This is a genomic window from Lutibacter flavus, assembly GCF_900188355.1.
In the GTDB taxonomy this organism is placed as follows: Bacteria; Bacteroidota; Bacteroidia; order Flavobacteriales; family Flavobacteriaceae; genus Lutibacter; species Lutibacter flavus.
On the sequence record NZ_FZNX01000003.1, the window covers coordinates 271,605 to 287,113 of the forward strand.

Here is a 15,509-nt window from a genome sequence, read left to right on the forward strand (position 1 = left end):
TTCTATGTAAAATTAATCTTTATTTGTGAATTAAAGTGATGCAGAATATTCTATTAAATCAACTATTTTATTCGCATAACCAAACTCATTATCATACCACGAAATAATTTTAAAAAAATTCTCATTTAGCTCTAAACCTGCTGAAGCATCAAAAACTGATGTTCTTGGTTCCGATACAAAATCTTGTGATACAACTTCATCTTCTGTGTATCCTAATATTCCTTTTAACTCATTTTCAGAAGCATATTTCATTGCGCTTTTTATAGCCTTGTAATTAGTCGATTTTTTTAATCTAACAGTCAAATCTACTAATGAAACATCAACTATTGGAACTCTTACTGCCATAGCTAAAATTTTACCATCCATTTCTGGAATTATTTTAGACAAAGCTTCTGAAGCACTTGTTGTAGTTGGTATCATATTATTTAATGCCGCTCTTCCTCTTCTCCAATTTTTAGATGGACCATCTACTGTATTTTGACTAGAAGTTGTTGAATGAACCGTAGTTACCAAACCTTCAATTACACCAAAATTTTCATGTAAAACTTTAACAATTGGAGCCAAACAATTTGTAGTGCAAGATGCATTTGAAAAAACTAAATCATCTTTAGTCAATTCTTTATTATTTACACCCATTACAAACATTGGAGCATCTATAGATGGTGCCGAAATAGCAACCTTTTTAGCACCCCCTTTAAGGTGCAAAGCAGCACTATTTATATCAGTAAAATAACCCGTAGACTCAATTACAAAATCTACATCTACTTGATCCCATTTAATATTTTCTGGTTTTTTTTCTGAAGTAATTCTTATCGATTTGCCATTTACAATCAACATTTCTTTTTCTATTTCAATGGTTCCTTTAAATCGACCATGAACAGAATCAAATTTTAATAAATAAGCCAAGTGGCTTACATCTAATAAATCATTAATTGCAACAACTTCTATATTTTCTCTATTAATAATGGATCTTAATGCTAATCTACCAATTCTACCAAATCCATTTATACCAACTTTTATCATTTATCTTTACCAGATTTTCTTTAATAAAATGTAAGTTATTTCAATTAAATTGACATAATATCACTTACTCGTAATAATTCTTTATTGATATGATGATGCCCCTTTACGGCATTCTCTAAATTGGTAGTTTCAACCTTATTATTTAACAATCCAACCATTAAATTAGTTTTACCATCTAACAATAATTCTACTGCTTTAACACCCAATCTTGATGCCAAAACACGGTCAAAGCAACTAGGTGAACCACCCCGTTGCATGTGACCTAAAACAGAAACTCTAACTTCATATTGCGGTAAATTTTCTTCAACATAATCTGCCAATTCAAAAACATTTTTCCCAATTTTATCACCTTCAGAAACCACAACAATACTAGATGATTTACCAGATCTTTTAGTTCTTTTTAGTGATTCTAACAAACGCTCTAAACCTAAATCTTCCTCTGGAATTAAAATTTCTTCAGCTCCAGCTCCAACACCTGCATTTAAGGCTATAAAACCGGCATCTCTGCCCATTACCTCTACAAAAAATAGTCTGTTATGTGAGCTGGCTGTATCTCTAATTTTATCAATAACCTCAACAACTGTATTTAATGCAGTATCATATCCAATTGTATAATTTGTTCCAAAAATATCATTATCAATAGTACCTGGGATACCTATACAAGGAAAGTTAAATTCATCATTAAAAACCATTCCTCCTGTAAATGTTCCATCTCCTCCAATTAATACTAATGCATCAATACCTTCTTTTTGAATTTCTTGGTATGCTTTTTCCCTACCTTCTTTTGCTCTAAAATCTTTTGATCTTGCCGATTTTAAAATTGTTCCACCTCTGTTTATTATATTACTAACATGTCTTGCTGAAAGCAATTTAAAATCACCTTCAATTAAACCCTGATAACCTCTATATACGCCTACACATTCAATTTTATAATAAGCACATGCTCTAACAACTGCACGTATTGCAGCGTTCATTCCTGGCGCATCTCCACCAGAAGTTAAAACTCCTATTTTTTTAATTATTTTACTCATAAGCTAATTTCAAAAGTAGAATCAAAAGTAGATTTAAATTTTGAATGTAAATTATTTTAAATTAAAATATTTAATTATTTCAAATGGCTGAATTTAATATCTATAGACTATTAAAAAAGTTTTAATTACCATAAATTGATTGGATAAACACCTTTATTCTTTAATTTTTGAATTTCAGAAGTAACATATTCTTTATCTTGTTTATAAGTTACACCAAACCAACGTGCATTTGATTTTAGCACTTCCATAGTAGCTGTTTTATTAACAATGCAATGATTTACAACTAATGGGATAAAAAATTCAGCTTTTGCTTCTTTGTAATTTTCTTCTAAAAATTCTTCAAACAAAGATTCAGAAATATCAAAATATCTTGGTGTAAATCCAAAAAAGTTCATAGCAACTATTGTGTCTTCAGAAATTGGCTTCAAATCACCTTTATCATCCTTAAACATTAATTCTCCATTAACTTTTTCAATATGTGTACGTTCAACAATTCCTGTTAAAAAACCATTCTCATCAACACTACATTCTCCTCTTGAAACAAATCCGTAATCGGAAATCGTGTTTTTTAACACATAACCCATCATGTTAAAATCTGTTGAATTTTTATCAGTTTTCTTAAGCGCCTCAGCAATTCCTTCAAAAGCTTCTCTCCCGTAGAAATCATCTGCATTAATAACTGCAAAATTTTCAGAAACAGCATCTTTTGCCATTAATAAGGCATGACCTGTTCCCCAAGGTTTTTGTCTATTATTATCTTTATATTTTTCAGGAATACTATCTATTTCTTGAAAAACATATTCAACTGCTATTTTACCTTCTAATTTTGGGTTAAAAAATGCTTTAAAATCGTCTTCTATACTTTTTCTAATAATAAATACTACTTTTCCAAAACCAGCTTGAATTGCATCATAAATTGAAAAATCTAAAATAGTATCTCCTTGCTCCGAAAAGGTGTCTAATTGTTTCAATCCTCCATATCTACTTCCTATTCCAGCAGCCAAAATTACTAAGGTGGGTTTATTCATTTTTTTTATTTTTAAAATTAATTAAATTTTTATTTTTTAAAAGTTTATCATTCGTTTTAATAGGGTCAATAGAATCAGTCACTTTTTTCTTTTTTAGCCCTAATTTTTCTAATAATTCTTTTCCGTTATCAAAATCTATTTGATAACTTATTCCAACTCCTTGTGTATATCCCTCTTCATCTTGTTCTGAATATTGAATTTCGTTTTGACGATTAAATATTGACGATTTTAAGGTTCCTTCTTCATTTAATAAAATATCAATATTTACTTCTCCAATAATACTTGTTTGCTCTTTTGAATCTATTGGCACACTCGCTTTACCATTAATAATAATGCGATCATTAATTTCATAACCAAAATCAAATCCAAACTGATCTTTAATATCTAAATTATCTATTCTGTTTCTTTCACCAAATGTATAAACCGGTTTTAATCTAAACTTACTATCGCCTCTATTAACTATATTATCAAATGCATTTGAAAGTAAATCGGAAGTAGTTCCATAAACCAATCCACTACTATTTACACTTAAATCACTTTCATTATAAAAACTTCCAGTTGCAAGTAATGCCATGAAATGAATTGTTTTGCTATTTGTATCGTTATTATTTAATTTAAATGCCAACTCAGAAGCTACCGTTGAACTTGAATTAGGAATTTCGATATCAAACTCTCGTTGGGAATTAAACAATTCTCCAGAAAAACGAGTAATCAAATCAATTGGTATTTTTCTGTTTGTAGTAATATTTTCCAATAATGATTTTGGATTTGCTGAAACCCTATAAATTGCATCAATATTTATATCTGCGGTAAATGGGTCTCCACTCCATGAGACACTTCCTCCTCTTTTTACAATAAAAGGTTTATTTATTATTCCTCCATATTTAAAGTTATAAACACCATCATCTACAATAAAATCTCCATACATATCAAACTTATCCTTTGTATCTAACTCTAATTGTAAATTCCCTGTCCCGCTCGCTTTTAAATAACTTCCTGTGGCTTTATCTAAAACCATTTCTACAACAGCGTCTTTTGTAACTTCTATGTTAAAATTTAAAGAAAGCCCTTTAAGTTTGTCATAAATTAGCTCTTTTCTTGATTTTGTATTTTCTAAAACTTCCCCTTTACTTACAAACCTAATTAATTGAGAAGATTGAACCGTTTTAACATCACTGATTGGGATTACAAAATGAGTACCTTTATTTGTTTTTCCAACAACATCAATTACTAATTTGTCTGTTGGTCCTTTTATTGTTGCATTACCGCCAATATAACCTGTTCCATAATATAAAGAAGTTTCTTTTTCTTCTGTATTTAACACTAATAAATTTTTAGTAGTCAAGGCCAAATCCAGTTTCCAATTATCAAAATACTCATGAGAAATTGCCCCTCCTAATCTACCTTTTGTTTTATGCAAACTATCGCTTAATAATATATCTTCTAAATTAAAAGTTTGGTCGTTTAATGTAACAACGCTTGTTCCATCAAACTCATAATCTACATTTAAATAAGGAAAGGTGATCCCTGCCTGATCTAAATACAATTCACCCGTCATAGTTGGATTGTTTAATAAACCAGTTAAAACAACATTGCCATAAGCAAAACCTCTTATGTTTGTAAGGACATCTTCTCCTAACGGACTAAACGCATCTAATTTAAATTCTTCAAAATCTACAACTATATCTAATGTTGGTTTTCTAGGTGTAAAATCTAAATCTCCTTTTGCAGAAAAATTAATATTTCCATTTCTTTTTAAAGAAATATCTACATCATAATTTTTAACAGAATTTTTTCCTTCAATTCCTATTTTTAAATCTCCTTGATAAGAATTATTAACGTTAAAATTTGAAATTAATAAATTGGCCGTTGGTTTAACCTGCTGATTAAATTGATTGTAATTTAAAGAGCCATTGATTACTCCTTTAAAATTTAAACTATCTATTTCTGGTGTTATACTTGAAAGCTTAACGTTTTTAAAATTAAAATTAAGGTCTTTTGAAATCGTATCTTTTAAGGTTCCATAAAATTCAATTTGCTCATTTTTTGAAGCAATTAAAAATGGGTTTACATTATATATTTTAGTAGTATTATCATAAACTACTTTATTTTGTAAATTATCTTTAGGGTTAACAGTCCACTGGTTATCTTTAAAGGTAAAATTAGATTTTTGTAAACCAAAAACTGATTGATTATCTTTATTAAATGTATGATAAAATGATAAATCAAACTTTTCAGTTTTGTCTTTTCCACCATCAAATTCTGTTCTAAAATATAAAGTATCACTTAAAGTAATATTTACTAAATGAAGTTTAGAAATATCGTAATATTTAGAATTTATTTCATCTATAGTTAGCTGGGTATTAAATAATGGATTTTTATTATCTATTTGAAGGTTCAATTCATTTATAGTATTTTTATATGCTTCAACCTTTGGAGATTTTATATTTAATTTAAACAAATTATCATTTGAACTAATATTTCCTTTTATAGAGGTTGTTGGACTTAAAATTACCTCAGGATAAAAAACTTCAACTATTTTATTATAAATATTAAACCTGAAATCCAGATTTTGATTGGGTGTAACCTCAAATGGCTTATAATTCGAATATATGCTCCCTATAGAATTTTGAGTTAATTTACCCAATTCTTTAAATTTAAACTTACCAATTATTCTACCCGTTAATATTTCAGGTGAATTAATTGTTATTGTTCTAATACTATCTGTAAAAGAAGATGTTACATTAAAATCTTTAAAAAAGTAATTGCCTTTTTGATTTACATATAATGAATTTTTAAAATCAACTGTTCCAACTAAATCATCAATTGAATTTCCTTTTACATTAATATCAATATTACCTTTTATTTTGGATATACTATCTCGCTTAAAAAGATTAATTGTATTTAAATCGCAATAATCTACAGTGGTTTTAAAGTCAAATGAATAAATATCCCTAGAAAAATCGGCCAATCCATTAAAATTAAGCTTAATATTATTGTCGTTTACCTCCATTTCTCCATCAAAATGCTTGTTTTTTACAACACCATTTAATCTAATATTTTGATAGGTATAATTTTTATATTGATGCTTAGTTACTTTTCCTTTTATTGAAGTATTTAAATTATCTAAGGTAAATCCTTTACCATTAATATCAGCCTCCATAGATAGTTTACCAACTAAACTATCTTGCATAATTTCGCCTAATTTAAAGTCAATAACTTTAATGTGTCCAGTATATGATGCATTATCTATATTATCTATGTTGGTTAAAACCAATTCAGAAATCGTAGTACCTAGATCCGTTTTTAATGTTAATTTTGCATCAATTAATTTTTGAGTGATATAGGTATTTCCACTCATTGTAAATCTTCCAAGTTTATTAAAAGTAGATGGTAACGTACTTCCTAAAATTTCAGGTAATACAATTTTTAAATGGTTATAATCTGATGTTAAATTTGAAAAATTTCCATTCATTGAAAACCCATTTTCTTGATTGAAAACATTTTTAAAGTTTATATTCCCATTAATTATAGCATTTTTATCAGATCTTAATTTTAAATCGTTTAGTACAAAATCATTTAATTTTCCGTTTATAACTGTTGAAAAATGCAACACATCATTTGTACCAAATTCTTTATAAAAGTTTTTTAAATCTACTAAGGAAACATCTGCTTGCTCTACATTAGCACTTATATTTACAAGATTATTAAAATCTGAAAAATCGTCTCTGTTATATTCAAATTTTATATTTGCTAAAATTAATGAAGAATTTGTTTTTAGTTCCGTATTTTCAAAGTTCATAAAGGATTTTGTGTAGGTGAAATCGCTAGATAAACTTTCTACTTTTAATTGGTGATTTTCAACAAAGCTAAGATCTCTAATTTTTGCATTAACATTAGGCCCAGAAACTTTAAAGTTATTGGCTACACCAGTTATGTCTTTAAAAAATAGAGGTGTACTACCTTCATTATTTTCATCAAAAATTTCAACATACCCTTTATTTAGTTTTAATTTTGTGGCAGTTAATAAAAAACTTGATGGCTTGTCACTACTAGTTCCATCATCAAATTTATCTACAAAAACTGTTAAGGCATCATCATTTTCATTTTTGTAAGTTTTAATATTCAATAAAAAATCATCTAATGAAATTTGATCAAACTCCAATTTGTTTTTTATAATATTTCGATAACTAAATATTGAAGTTTCTAAGTTTTTAGCATAAATTAAGGTATCTAGATGATGGTCTTTTATAAAAACTTCTTTGAGCTTAATATCTCCAAGATAAGAAAAGTCAACTTTGTTTATATTTATATCAACATCAAATTCTTTTTGCAAATAATTAGTAGCTGTTTTACCTAATCGAGTTTGCACCGCCGGAATAGCAAATAAAATACTTGTTACTACTAAAATTAGTAGTAAGGCAAGTAAAATTTTGACAACTATTTTTTTAAATCGTTTGATAAGCGCTAAATTTGCATTTTAACGGCAATTTTCGTGCCTTTATTTGTTATTAAATGATTAAAAATAAACCAATTTACATACTTGGTATTGAATCTTCTTGTGATGATACAAGTGCTGCTGTAATTTGCAACGGAAAAATACTCTCAAATGTTGTAGCAAATCAAGAAATTCACACCAAATATGGTGGCGTTGTTCCTGAATTAGCTTCACGTGCACATCAACAAAATATTGTTCCTGTTATTCAACAAGCAATTCAACAGGCAAATATCGACAAAAAAGACTTAAATGCCATAGCTTTTACACGCGGACCTGGATTAATGGGTTCACTTTTAGTTGGAACCTCTTTTGCCAAGTCGCTTTCACTGGCTTTAGACATTCCATTAATTGCTGTAAATCATATGCAGGGACATGTTTTAGCTCATTTTATTGAAGATGAAACTCAGCAAAAACCGCCATTTCCCTTTTTATGTTTAACTATAAGTGGAGGACATACACAAATTGTAAAAATTACTAACTATTTTACAATGGAAGTTCTTGGTGAAACTATAGATGATGCTGTTGGGGAAGCTTATGACAAATCGGCAAAAATTTTAGGGTTACCATACCCTGGTGGACCTTTAGTTGATAAATACGCACAACTTGGAAACCCAAAAGCTTTTAAATTTACCAAACCAAAAGTTGACGGATTAAATTTTAGTTTTAGTGGTTTAAAAACTGGAATCTTATATTTTATTCAGAAAAAGGTTATAGAGAACCCAAACTTTATTGAAGAAAACCTAAATGATATTTGCGCTTCAATTCAATATACAATTGTTGAAATTTTATTTGACAAGCTAAAAAAAGCTGTTAAAGAAACTGGTATAAAACATATTGCAATTGCTGGTGGTGTTAGTGCCAATTCTGAAATTAGAAAAGTATTAAAATCTACTGAAGAGCGATTTGGTTGGAATACTTATATTCCAAAGTTTGAATTTACAACAGATAATGCTGCAATGATTGCTATTGTAGGGTATTTAAAATATTTGGAAAATGATTTTTCTGATGAAAATACCTCTGCTACAGCTAGATTGAAAGTAAGCGAAAACTAAAAAGCATAAAAAAACCTTCAACAAATATTGAAGGTTTTTTACTATAAATTATTATTTTTAAAACTCAGCATTTACATTCCAAGCTTCTAAACTTTCTTTAATTGCTTTAATAAACATTCCTCCTAAAGCTCCGTTTACAACTCTATGATCATAAGAATGTGATATAAACATTTTATGTCTAATACCTATAAAATCTCCTTCTAAAGTTTCAATTACAGCAGGTACTTTTCTAACTGCTCCTAATGCTAAAATTGCAACTTGTGGCTGGTTAATAATTGGTGTTCCAAAAACACTTCCAAAACTTCCAACATTGGTTACAGTATAAGTTCCACCTTGAATATCTTCTGGATTTAATTTACCAGTTCTTGCTCTAGCTGCTAAATCATTCACAGATTTAGTCATTCCAACTAAATTTAACTGGTCTGCATTTTTAATAACTGGTACAATTAAATTTCCATCAGCTAAAGCAGCTGCCATTCCTAAATTAATCGCTTTTTTCTTAATAATCTTATCGCCATCAACAGCAATATTAATCATTGGAAAACCTTTAATTGCTTTTGCTACGGCGTGCATAAAAATTGGAGTAAATGTTATTTTTTCACCTTCACGTGCAAAAAACTGATCTTTTACCCGGTCTCTCCATTTAACAATATTAGTAACATCAACTTCTATAAAAGATTGAACATGTGCCGAAGTTTGAACCGATTGCACCATATGATGTGCTACCAGTTTCCCCATTCTACTCATTTCAATTATTTCATCTTCTCCATTTACTGAAACTGGAACCGCTTTTTTAACCGTTTCTTTCACTTCAATTTTTGGCTGCTGAATTTGAACTGGATCAGCAACTTTATTTTCTATTGATTTTTCAACTTTCTTATCGCTTTTTAAATACGCTAAAATATCATTTTTAGTAACTCTATTTTCTTTCCCTGTACCAATAATGGATTCTAGTTGCTCCATTGAAATCCCTTCCGTTTCAGCAATATTTCTTACCAATGGAGAAAAGAATTTTCCAGAAGCAGAAACTTTACTTATATTCTGATTTTCAACAACATCATTTATCGTCTTTTCTAACTCAACAACTTCTTCTTTTAAATCATTTGAAGATAAGTTTTCATTTTCACTAAAACTAGTATCATCATCCGAACCTGCGGTTTCTATAATTGCAATGGTTTCTCCTACTTTAACAACTGCATCATTTTCAAATAGTATTTCAACAATTGTTCCTTCAACTTCACTTGGAACTTCAGAATCTACTTTATCTGTCGCAATTTCAACAATTGCCTCATCTTGTTCAATACTATCACCCACTTGTTTCAACCATGAGATTATGGTTGCTTCTGCAACGCTTTCACCCATTTTAGGAAGTTTTATTTCAAATTTTGCCATTGTGATTTTTTTAGGTTTTGCAAATTTACAAAAATTATGCCCTGTTTTTATAACAGAATGCTTTTTATTAATAAAAATAAAACTAAATTAGATTATTGTTTTCATAATAAGATACTCATAAAACTATACCTATTTATTAATAACACTAAAATTAATTATTTAAATTACATTTTCAACAAATTGAATTATTTCATTCAAAAAAATAATTACCCTTTGTAACAAAAATTACAGTACTCTGTAACAATAATTGCTGAAAAATATGACGAAATTACTTTTAACCATTCTAAATAAAGCTTAGTTAACTGATTTTCAGAGTTATAAAAATGCTAAAACAATGATTTAAATCATAATATTAATTTATTCAAGTTCATAAATTTATATAAGATTTAAAACAAACAAATATCTAATATTATGAAAAATTTAAAATTAATAGGATTCTTGATGATTATAGCATCAAGTTTAATGTTTATTCAATGTACTAGTGACCCAATTGCAGGACCACAAGGTTTAGCGGGGGCCGACGGTATAGATGGTATTAATGGAGTTGATGGTACCAATGGTGTAGATGGTATGGATAGCACTGCATCTTGTGTTGCTTGTCACTCTGAAAGTCACAGAGGTCCAGTTGAAGCATCATATAAATTATCTCTTCATGCAATGGACCCTTTACATACGGATCGTGGAACTGGAGATTTAATTAACACCTCAGATTACACAAATAGAGGTTCTTGCGCACAATGCCATACAAGTGAAGGTTATATTGACTATGTAAGTGGTTTTCCTGTTGCTCCTGGTGGAGGTTATCCAGATGACTTATCATATGATTACGGAAAACAAACAATTTCTTGTAATACTTGTCATAGTAGTCACAGTTCATTTGATTTTGATAATGACGGACAAGATTTTGCTTTAAGAAATGTAGCTCCTGTAACATTAGTATATGATGATGTAACTATAATTGATTTTGAAGGAACAAGTAATAATTGCACTACTTGTCATCAACCAAGAAATTCTTATGCTGTACCTGCTGGAATTGATGATTATGCAATTACAAGTTCAAGATTTGGACCACACCACGGACCACAATCAACTTTGCTAGAAGGAATACTAGGAGCAAATATTGCAGGGTCTGAAGCATATCCTGGAAGTGGGGCTGATGGAGATAACAGCCACAGAACTGGACTTGGAGATGTTGCATCAAATTGTGTTTCTTGCCATATGGGTACTACTACAGATGAAAATGATGGATTGCATTCAATGTGGCCTACAACAAATGCCTGTACAGCTTGCCATACAAATGGAGCTCCAACTGAAGTTTCTGGCTACGCGGTCGACTTTGAAACTTTAAAAGGTTTATTAATTGCTGCTGGTTCATTAACTGAATCAGGAAGTACAGTTTCTGGTACTTATCCAATAGCCGTTGCTCAAGCAACTTGGAATTGGAAAACTTTAGAAGAAGACAAAAGTAATGGTGTACATAATCCAAAATACGCTAAAGCTTTACTTAAAAATTCAATTGAAGCATTACAATAATAGTTAGATATTTTAGAAGTTCAGGAGTTTAATCAACTCCTGAACTTTATAAAATAGATGCTGTAATGATAAGATTAACTTAAAATTTCAAAATAGAAATTTAAAAGTAGAAGTTAATTAACATTAAAAATAAAACAAATGAAAAAACTATTGCAAATAGTTCTAATTAGCAGCTTAAGTTTATTATGCTTCTCTTGTTATTATGATGAAATTCCAGAACATATATTAAATCCACCTGAGATTCCAACAGATCCAGGAGATCCTAATTATGTTGAAATAACATTAAGTACTGATGTTCAACCACTTTTTACTGCTAATTGTATTGGTTGTCACAGCGATAACAGAGATCCTGATTTAACAGAAGGAAATTCATATTCAGCATTAAACCCATCCTATGTTACTGCCAATAACGCAAGTGGAAGTAAACTTTACACTATAGTTAACAGTGGACATGGCGGTTTGTCTCCAGAAGAAGTTGAATTAATCAAAGCTTGGATAAACCAAGGCGCACTAGATAACTAAATTTTAAGATATTTAATATGAAAAATTTTATAAAATTACTTTTTATCTTTTTAATATTACCTTTTGTAGCTGTTGCTCAAGAAGATGATAGTAAAGATAAAAAAGTGAAAGAAAAACTTGAAAGAGACGCCTTTGAAAGTTCTAACATTATAGATAATCCAAGTAACGTTTTATTAAGCAAAGATGCATTAGAAGTTCAAATGCAACATAGATTTGGCTTAATTAATAGTGAATCTGGTAACGATTTGGCCGGTTTCTGGGGAGATGCGAATATTAGAATTGGGCTTTCTTACGGAATTCATGAAAGACTTACCATTGGATATGGTACTACAAAGTTTAATCGTTTACAAGATTTTAACTGGAAAGTAGCTTTGTTAAGACAAACACGTTCTAATAGCATGCCTGTTAGCGTTTCATACTATGGGAACTTTACCATTGACGCACGTAAAAAAGATAAATTTAATTTAGAACAAGACAGATATTCTTATTTTAATCAATTGATTATTGCTAAAAGATTTAGCCCAAATGTATCATTTCAAATTGCACCAAGTGTATCTCATTATAACTTAGTGCACCCTGATATGAAAAATGATATGTTTTCTATTGCTTTTGGAGGAAGAGTTAAAATAAGTCCGCAAACATCTATTTTAATTGACTATAGCCAGCCTATTACTCAATTTGATGCTATGCAACCGAAACCACTTTTTAGCATTGGGGCGGAATTTGCAACATCGGCACATGAGTTCCAAATTTTCTTATCTAATAATAACGGAATTGTTGCTCAAAAAAATTATATGTATAACCAAAATGATTTCTTTAAAGGAGATTTCTTAGTTGGATTTAATATAACAAGAATCTATAATTTTTAAATTATTTTATCACCCCAAGTTGAAAACAAAGTATCGGCAAATTCTCTGATATTTTGTTTTCTTTTGGTATATAAAAAAAATAACAAAATAACACCTTAGAAGTTACTTTCACTGACAAAAATCATAATAAGATACATCTTATGTAACTAACTTTACATAAGTAAACTAAATACAGATACTCGTATAGATTTTAATATTATGGAAAACAATAAAACTGAAAAAGGAGGTACCAACAGACGTAAATTCCTAAAATTAGGGTTAATGTCTAGTGTAACAGCAGTTGCTGGTGCATCATTAATATCAAACTTAGCAATTCAAGACGAAGAAGTTACAGACTCAGGGGAAAAAATGAGATTGTTAACTCCAGATGGAAAAATAGTTGAAGTAGATGCATCTAATATTAATAAATATCCTGAAGCACTTATAACTCCAGAAGAATCCAGAAAAGGAATTCCTAACAGAAAATTTGTAATGGTTATTGATTTAGCCAAATGTAAAAATGCGAGAAAATGTGTTGAAGGTTGTCAAAAAGCTCATGATTTAGATTATAATGAAGAGTTTATGAAAGTTCAGCTGATTCAAGACAATCCAGAAGCTTCTCCTTATTGGTTACCAAAACCTTGTTTTCATTGTGATGAACCTCCTTGCGTAACTGTTTGCCCAACTGGAGCAACGTTTAAACGTGAAGATAACATTGTTTTAATTGATAATGATCGTTGTATTGGTTGTAAATTCTGTGTAACAAGTTGTCCTTATTCAGCTCGTCAATTCAATTGGGGGCATAAAGATAAATTTGATGACACATCACAACCTTACTCACCTGAAACCAGCGTTCCAGCTGCTGAAGGAACAGTAATGAAATGTGATTTTTGTCCAGATATGTTGAGACAAGGTAAACTTCCTCATTGTGCACAATCTTGCCCAATGGGAGTTATTTATTTTGGAGATAAAAATGAAGATATTGTAACAAACGGTGAAGAAACCGTTCGTTTCTCTCAATTAATAAAAGATCGTGGTGGTTACCGCCATTTAGAGCATTTAGGTACAAAACCTAACGTTTATTACTTACCTGCTGTAAACCGTCAATTCCCATTAGAACGAGGATTTAACGTAGACGAAGATATTATTGAACGCTACAAAGATGTTCCCTATGTTCAAGATTTAAAAAAACAAGGTAAAATTTAATTTTAATACTCTTAATTATGAATTTAGAAAATAGAAAAAGAGAATTAGCAAAAGAATTTTCTCCTTTACTAGAAAAAACAACCAAAACCTCAAAAATTTGGATTGGGTTTTTAATTGCCGTAATTCTTGTTGGAGTTTATGCCTTCTTTTTACAATTATTTAAAGGCCATATAGTAACAGGGATGCGTGACAATGTAGTTTGGGGAATTTATATTATAAACTTTATATTCTTTGTGTGTTTAAGTTATTCTGGTGCTTTTATTTCAGGTATTTTACACTTTTTTAAAACACCTTGGAAAAATTCAATATCAAGAATTGTAGAAATTATTACGGTACTATCTTTAATAATTGGGCCAATATTTATACTATTATGTATTGGTAGATTAGATAGATTGCATTATTTATTTCTTTACCCAAGAATTCAATCTCCTATTACCTGGGATATTATCGCTATTATGACAGATTTAATAGGTTGTTTTATCTATTTATTCCTAACCTTTATACCTGACTTTGCAATACTAAGAGACAACAGTGAAAACGCTCCAAAATGGCGTCAAAAAGTTTATAAATTTTTAGCAATAGGATACCAAGATACGCCAGAACAAAGAGAAAAACTTCATAAAGTAACTCGTACAATGTCTGCAATGGTTATTGCTTTAGCAATTGTTGCATATTCTGTACTTGCCTGGATTTTTAGTTTAACATTACAACCAGGATGGAATAGTTCCATTTTTGCACCTTATTTTATTGTTGCTGGATTATACTCTGGAGTTGGAGTAATAATTATAGCAATGTATTTAATTCGTAAATATTACAATTTAGAACATTATATTAGAAAAGTACATTTTATTGGAGCAGGTATAATTTTACTAGTTATCTCTTTATTGTTTGGATATTTTACTTTTAGTGAATATTTTTCAAGATGGTTTAGCCATAAAATTCAAGATGCAAACTTACTAAATACGCTGTTTACAAGATATTTCTGGATGTTTATTTTTGCTAACTATATTGGAGTATTAGTTCCAATTGTAATTTTATTCTTTAAAAAATTTAGAACAATAAAATCAATAACATTTGCAGCAGTTATTGCTGTTGTTGGTTTATGGTTTAACAAATACTTAATTATTGTTCCTACTTTAGAAACCCCATATTTACCTATCCAAGATACAAGACCAGAATTTATTCATTATACAGCAACTTGGGTAGAATGGGCATTAAGTTTTGCTGGTGTTGCAGCATTTATATTATTTTTTATTTTAATTATGAAATTGGTCCCAATTATTCCAATGTCTGGTATTATAGACAATGAAAGAGATCAAAAAAAGAATAAAAAAGTTTATAAAAAAATAGTAACTGAATAATAATGTTAAATTTAG

Annotated in this window: 11 protein-coding genes; 6 read left to right on the plus strand and 5 right to left on the minus strand. The window is 29.4% G+C overall.

Annotated features, from left to right (window positions below):
* Positions 1 to 30: 30 nt before the first annotated feature.
* The 4 genes from gap to CHB63_RS10205 form a co-directional block, all read right to left on the minus strand.
* A complete protein-coding gene (gene gap, locus CHB63_RS10190) occupies positions 31 to 1,023 on the minus strand; it encodes a type I glyceraldehyde-3-phosphate dehydrogenase (RefSeq protein ID WP_089378357.1) in 993 nt (330 codons plus the stop codon).
* A gap of 44 nt (positions 1,024 to 1,067) precedes the next feature.
* Entirely contained in the window at positions 1,068 to 2,054 is a 987-nt protein-coding gene (gene pfkA, locus CHB63_RS10195; protein ID WP_089378358.1) for a 6-phosphofructokinase, read from the minus strand.
* 125 nt (positions 2,055 to 2,179) lie between these two features.
* The gene (locus CHB63_RS10200; RefSeq protein WP_089378359.1) at positions 2,180 to 3,082 is read right to left on the minus strand and encodes a nucleotidyltransferase family protein; all 903 of its coding nucleotides are present in this window, start codon (positions 3,080 to 3,082) and stop codon (positions 2,180 to 2,182) included.
* Positions 3,075 to 7,418 (minus strand): translocation/assembly module TamB domain-containing protein, encoded by a 4,344-nt coding sequence (locus tag CHB63_RS10205; RefSeq protein ID WP_141107295.1) that lies wholly within the window; start codon positions 7,416 to 7,418, stop codon positions 3,075 to 3,077. Before CHB63_RS10205 ends, CHB63_RS10200 begins: the two co-directional genes overlap by 8 nt.
* 179 nt (positions 7,419 to 7,597) lie before the next feature.
* On the opposite strand from CHB63_RS10205, the gene tsaD reads away from it, so the two are divergent.
* The gene (tsaD, locus tag CHB63_RS10210; protein WP_089378361.1) at positions 7,598 to 8,632 is read left to right on the plus strand and encodes a tRNA (adenosine(37)-N6)-threonylcarbamoyltransferase complex transferase subunit TsaD; all 1,035 of its coding nucleotides are present in this window, start codon (positions 7,598 to 7,600) and stop codon (positions 8,630 to 8,632) included.
* A gap of 57 nt (positions 8,633 to 8,689) precedes the next feature.
* On the opposite strand, the gene CHB63_RS10215 is transcribed toward tsaD, so the two are convergent.
* Positions 8,690 to 10,024 carry a dihydrolipoamide acetyltransferase family protein gene (locus CHB63_RS10215; protein WP_089378362.1) on the minus strand — a complete coding sequence of 445 codons (1,335 nt, stop codon included), beginning with the start codon at positions 10,022 to 10,024 and terminating at the stop codon, positions 8,690 to 8,692.
* A 411-nt stretch (positions 10,025 to 10,435) separates the two neighbouring features.
* On the opposite strand from CHB63_RS10215, the gene CHB63_RS10220 reads away from it, so the two are divergent.
* The 5 genes from CHB63_RS10220 (at position 10,436) to nrfD (ending at position 15,494) form a co-directional block, all read left to right on the plus strand.
* Positions 10,436 to 11,557, plus strand: a complete 1,122-nt coding sequence (locus tag CHB63_RS10220; RefSeq protein WP_089378363.1) for a multiheme c-type cytochrome — start codon at positions 10,436 to 10,438, stop codon at positions 11,555 to 11,557.
* 138 nt (positions 11,558 to 11,695) lie between these two features.
* On the plus strand, positions 11,696 to 12,079 hold the full coding sequence (locus tag CHB63_RS10225) for a c-type cytochrome (protein ID WP_089378364.1): 384 nt from the start codon (positions 11,696 to 11,698) through the stop codon (positions 12,077 to 12,079).
* A gap of 17 nt (positions 12,080 to 12,096) precedes the next feature.
* Positions 12,097 to 12,948, plus strand: a complete 852-nt coding sequence (locus CHB63_RS10230; protein ID WP_176420335.1) for a DUF5777 family beta-barrel protein — start codon at positions 12,097 to 12,099, stop codon at positions 12,946 to 12,948.
* A 198-nt stretch (positions 12,949 to 13,146) separates the two neighbouring features.
* Entirely contained in the window at positions 13,147 to 14,133 is a 987-nt protein-coding gene (locus CHB63_RS10235) for a 4Fe-4S dicluster domain-containing protein (protein WP_089378365.1), read from the plus strand.
* A gap of 17 nt (positions 14,134 to 14,150) precedes the next feature.
* Positions 14,151 to 15,494 carry an NrfD/PsrC family molybdoenzyme membrane anchor subunit gene (gene nrfD, locus CHB63_RS10240; protein WP_089378366.1) on the plus strand — a complete coding sequence of 448 codons (1,344 nt, stop codon included), beginning with the start codon at positions 14,151 to 14,153 and terminating at the stop codon, positions 15,492 to 15,494.
* Positions 15,495 to 15,509: the final 15 nt, after the last annotated feature.

Excerpts from the sequence above, each read along its gene's own strand:
- nrfD (WP_089378366.1), top strand. The coding sequence starts at position 14,151 with ATGAATTTAGAAAATAGAAAAAGAGAATTAGCAAAAGAATTTTCTCCT.
- gap (WP_089378357.1), bottom strand. The coding sequence starts at position 1,023 with ATGATAAAAGTTGGTATAAATGGATTTGGTAGAATTGGTAGATTAGCA.
- CHB63_RS10225 (WP_089378364.1), top strand. The coding sequence starts at position 11,696 with ATGAAAAAACTATTGCAAATAGTTCTAATTAGCAGCTTAAGTTTATTA.
- tsaD (WP_089378361.1), top strand. The coding sequence starts at position 7,598 with ATGATTAAAAATAAACCAATTTACATACTTGGTATTGAATCTTCTTGT.
- pfkA (WP_089378358.1), bottom strand. The coding sequence starts at position 2,054 with ATGAGTAAAATAATTAAAAAAATAGGAGTTTTAACTTCTGGTGGAGAT.
- CHB63_RS10230 (WP_176420335.1), top strand. The coding sequence starts at position 12,097 with ATGAAAAATTTTATAAAATTACTTTTTATCTTTTTAATATTACCTTTT.
- CHB63_RS10235 (WP_089378365.1), top strand. The coding sequence starts at position 13,147 with ATGGAAAACAATAAAACTGAAAAAGGAGGTACCAACAGACGTAAATTC.
- CHB63_RS10215 (WP_089378362.1), bottom strand. The coding sequence starts at position 10,024 with ATGGCAAAATTTGAAATAAAACTTCCTAAAATGGGTGAAAGCGTTGCA.
- CHB63_RS10220 (WP_089378363.1), top strand. The coding sequence starts at position 10,436 with ATGAAAAATTTAAAATTAATAGGATTCTTGATGATTATAGCATCAAGT.
- CHB63_RS10200 (WP_089378359.1), bottom strand. The coding sequence starts at position 3,082 with ATGAATAAACCCACCTTAGTAATTTTGGCTGCTGGAATAGGAAGTAGA.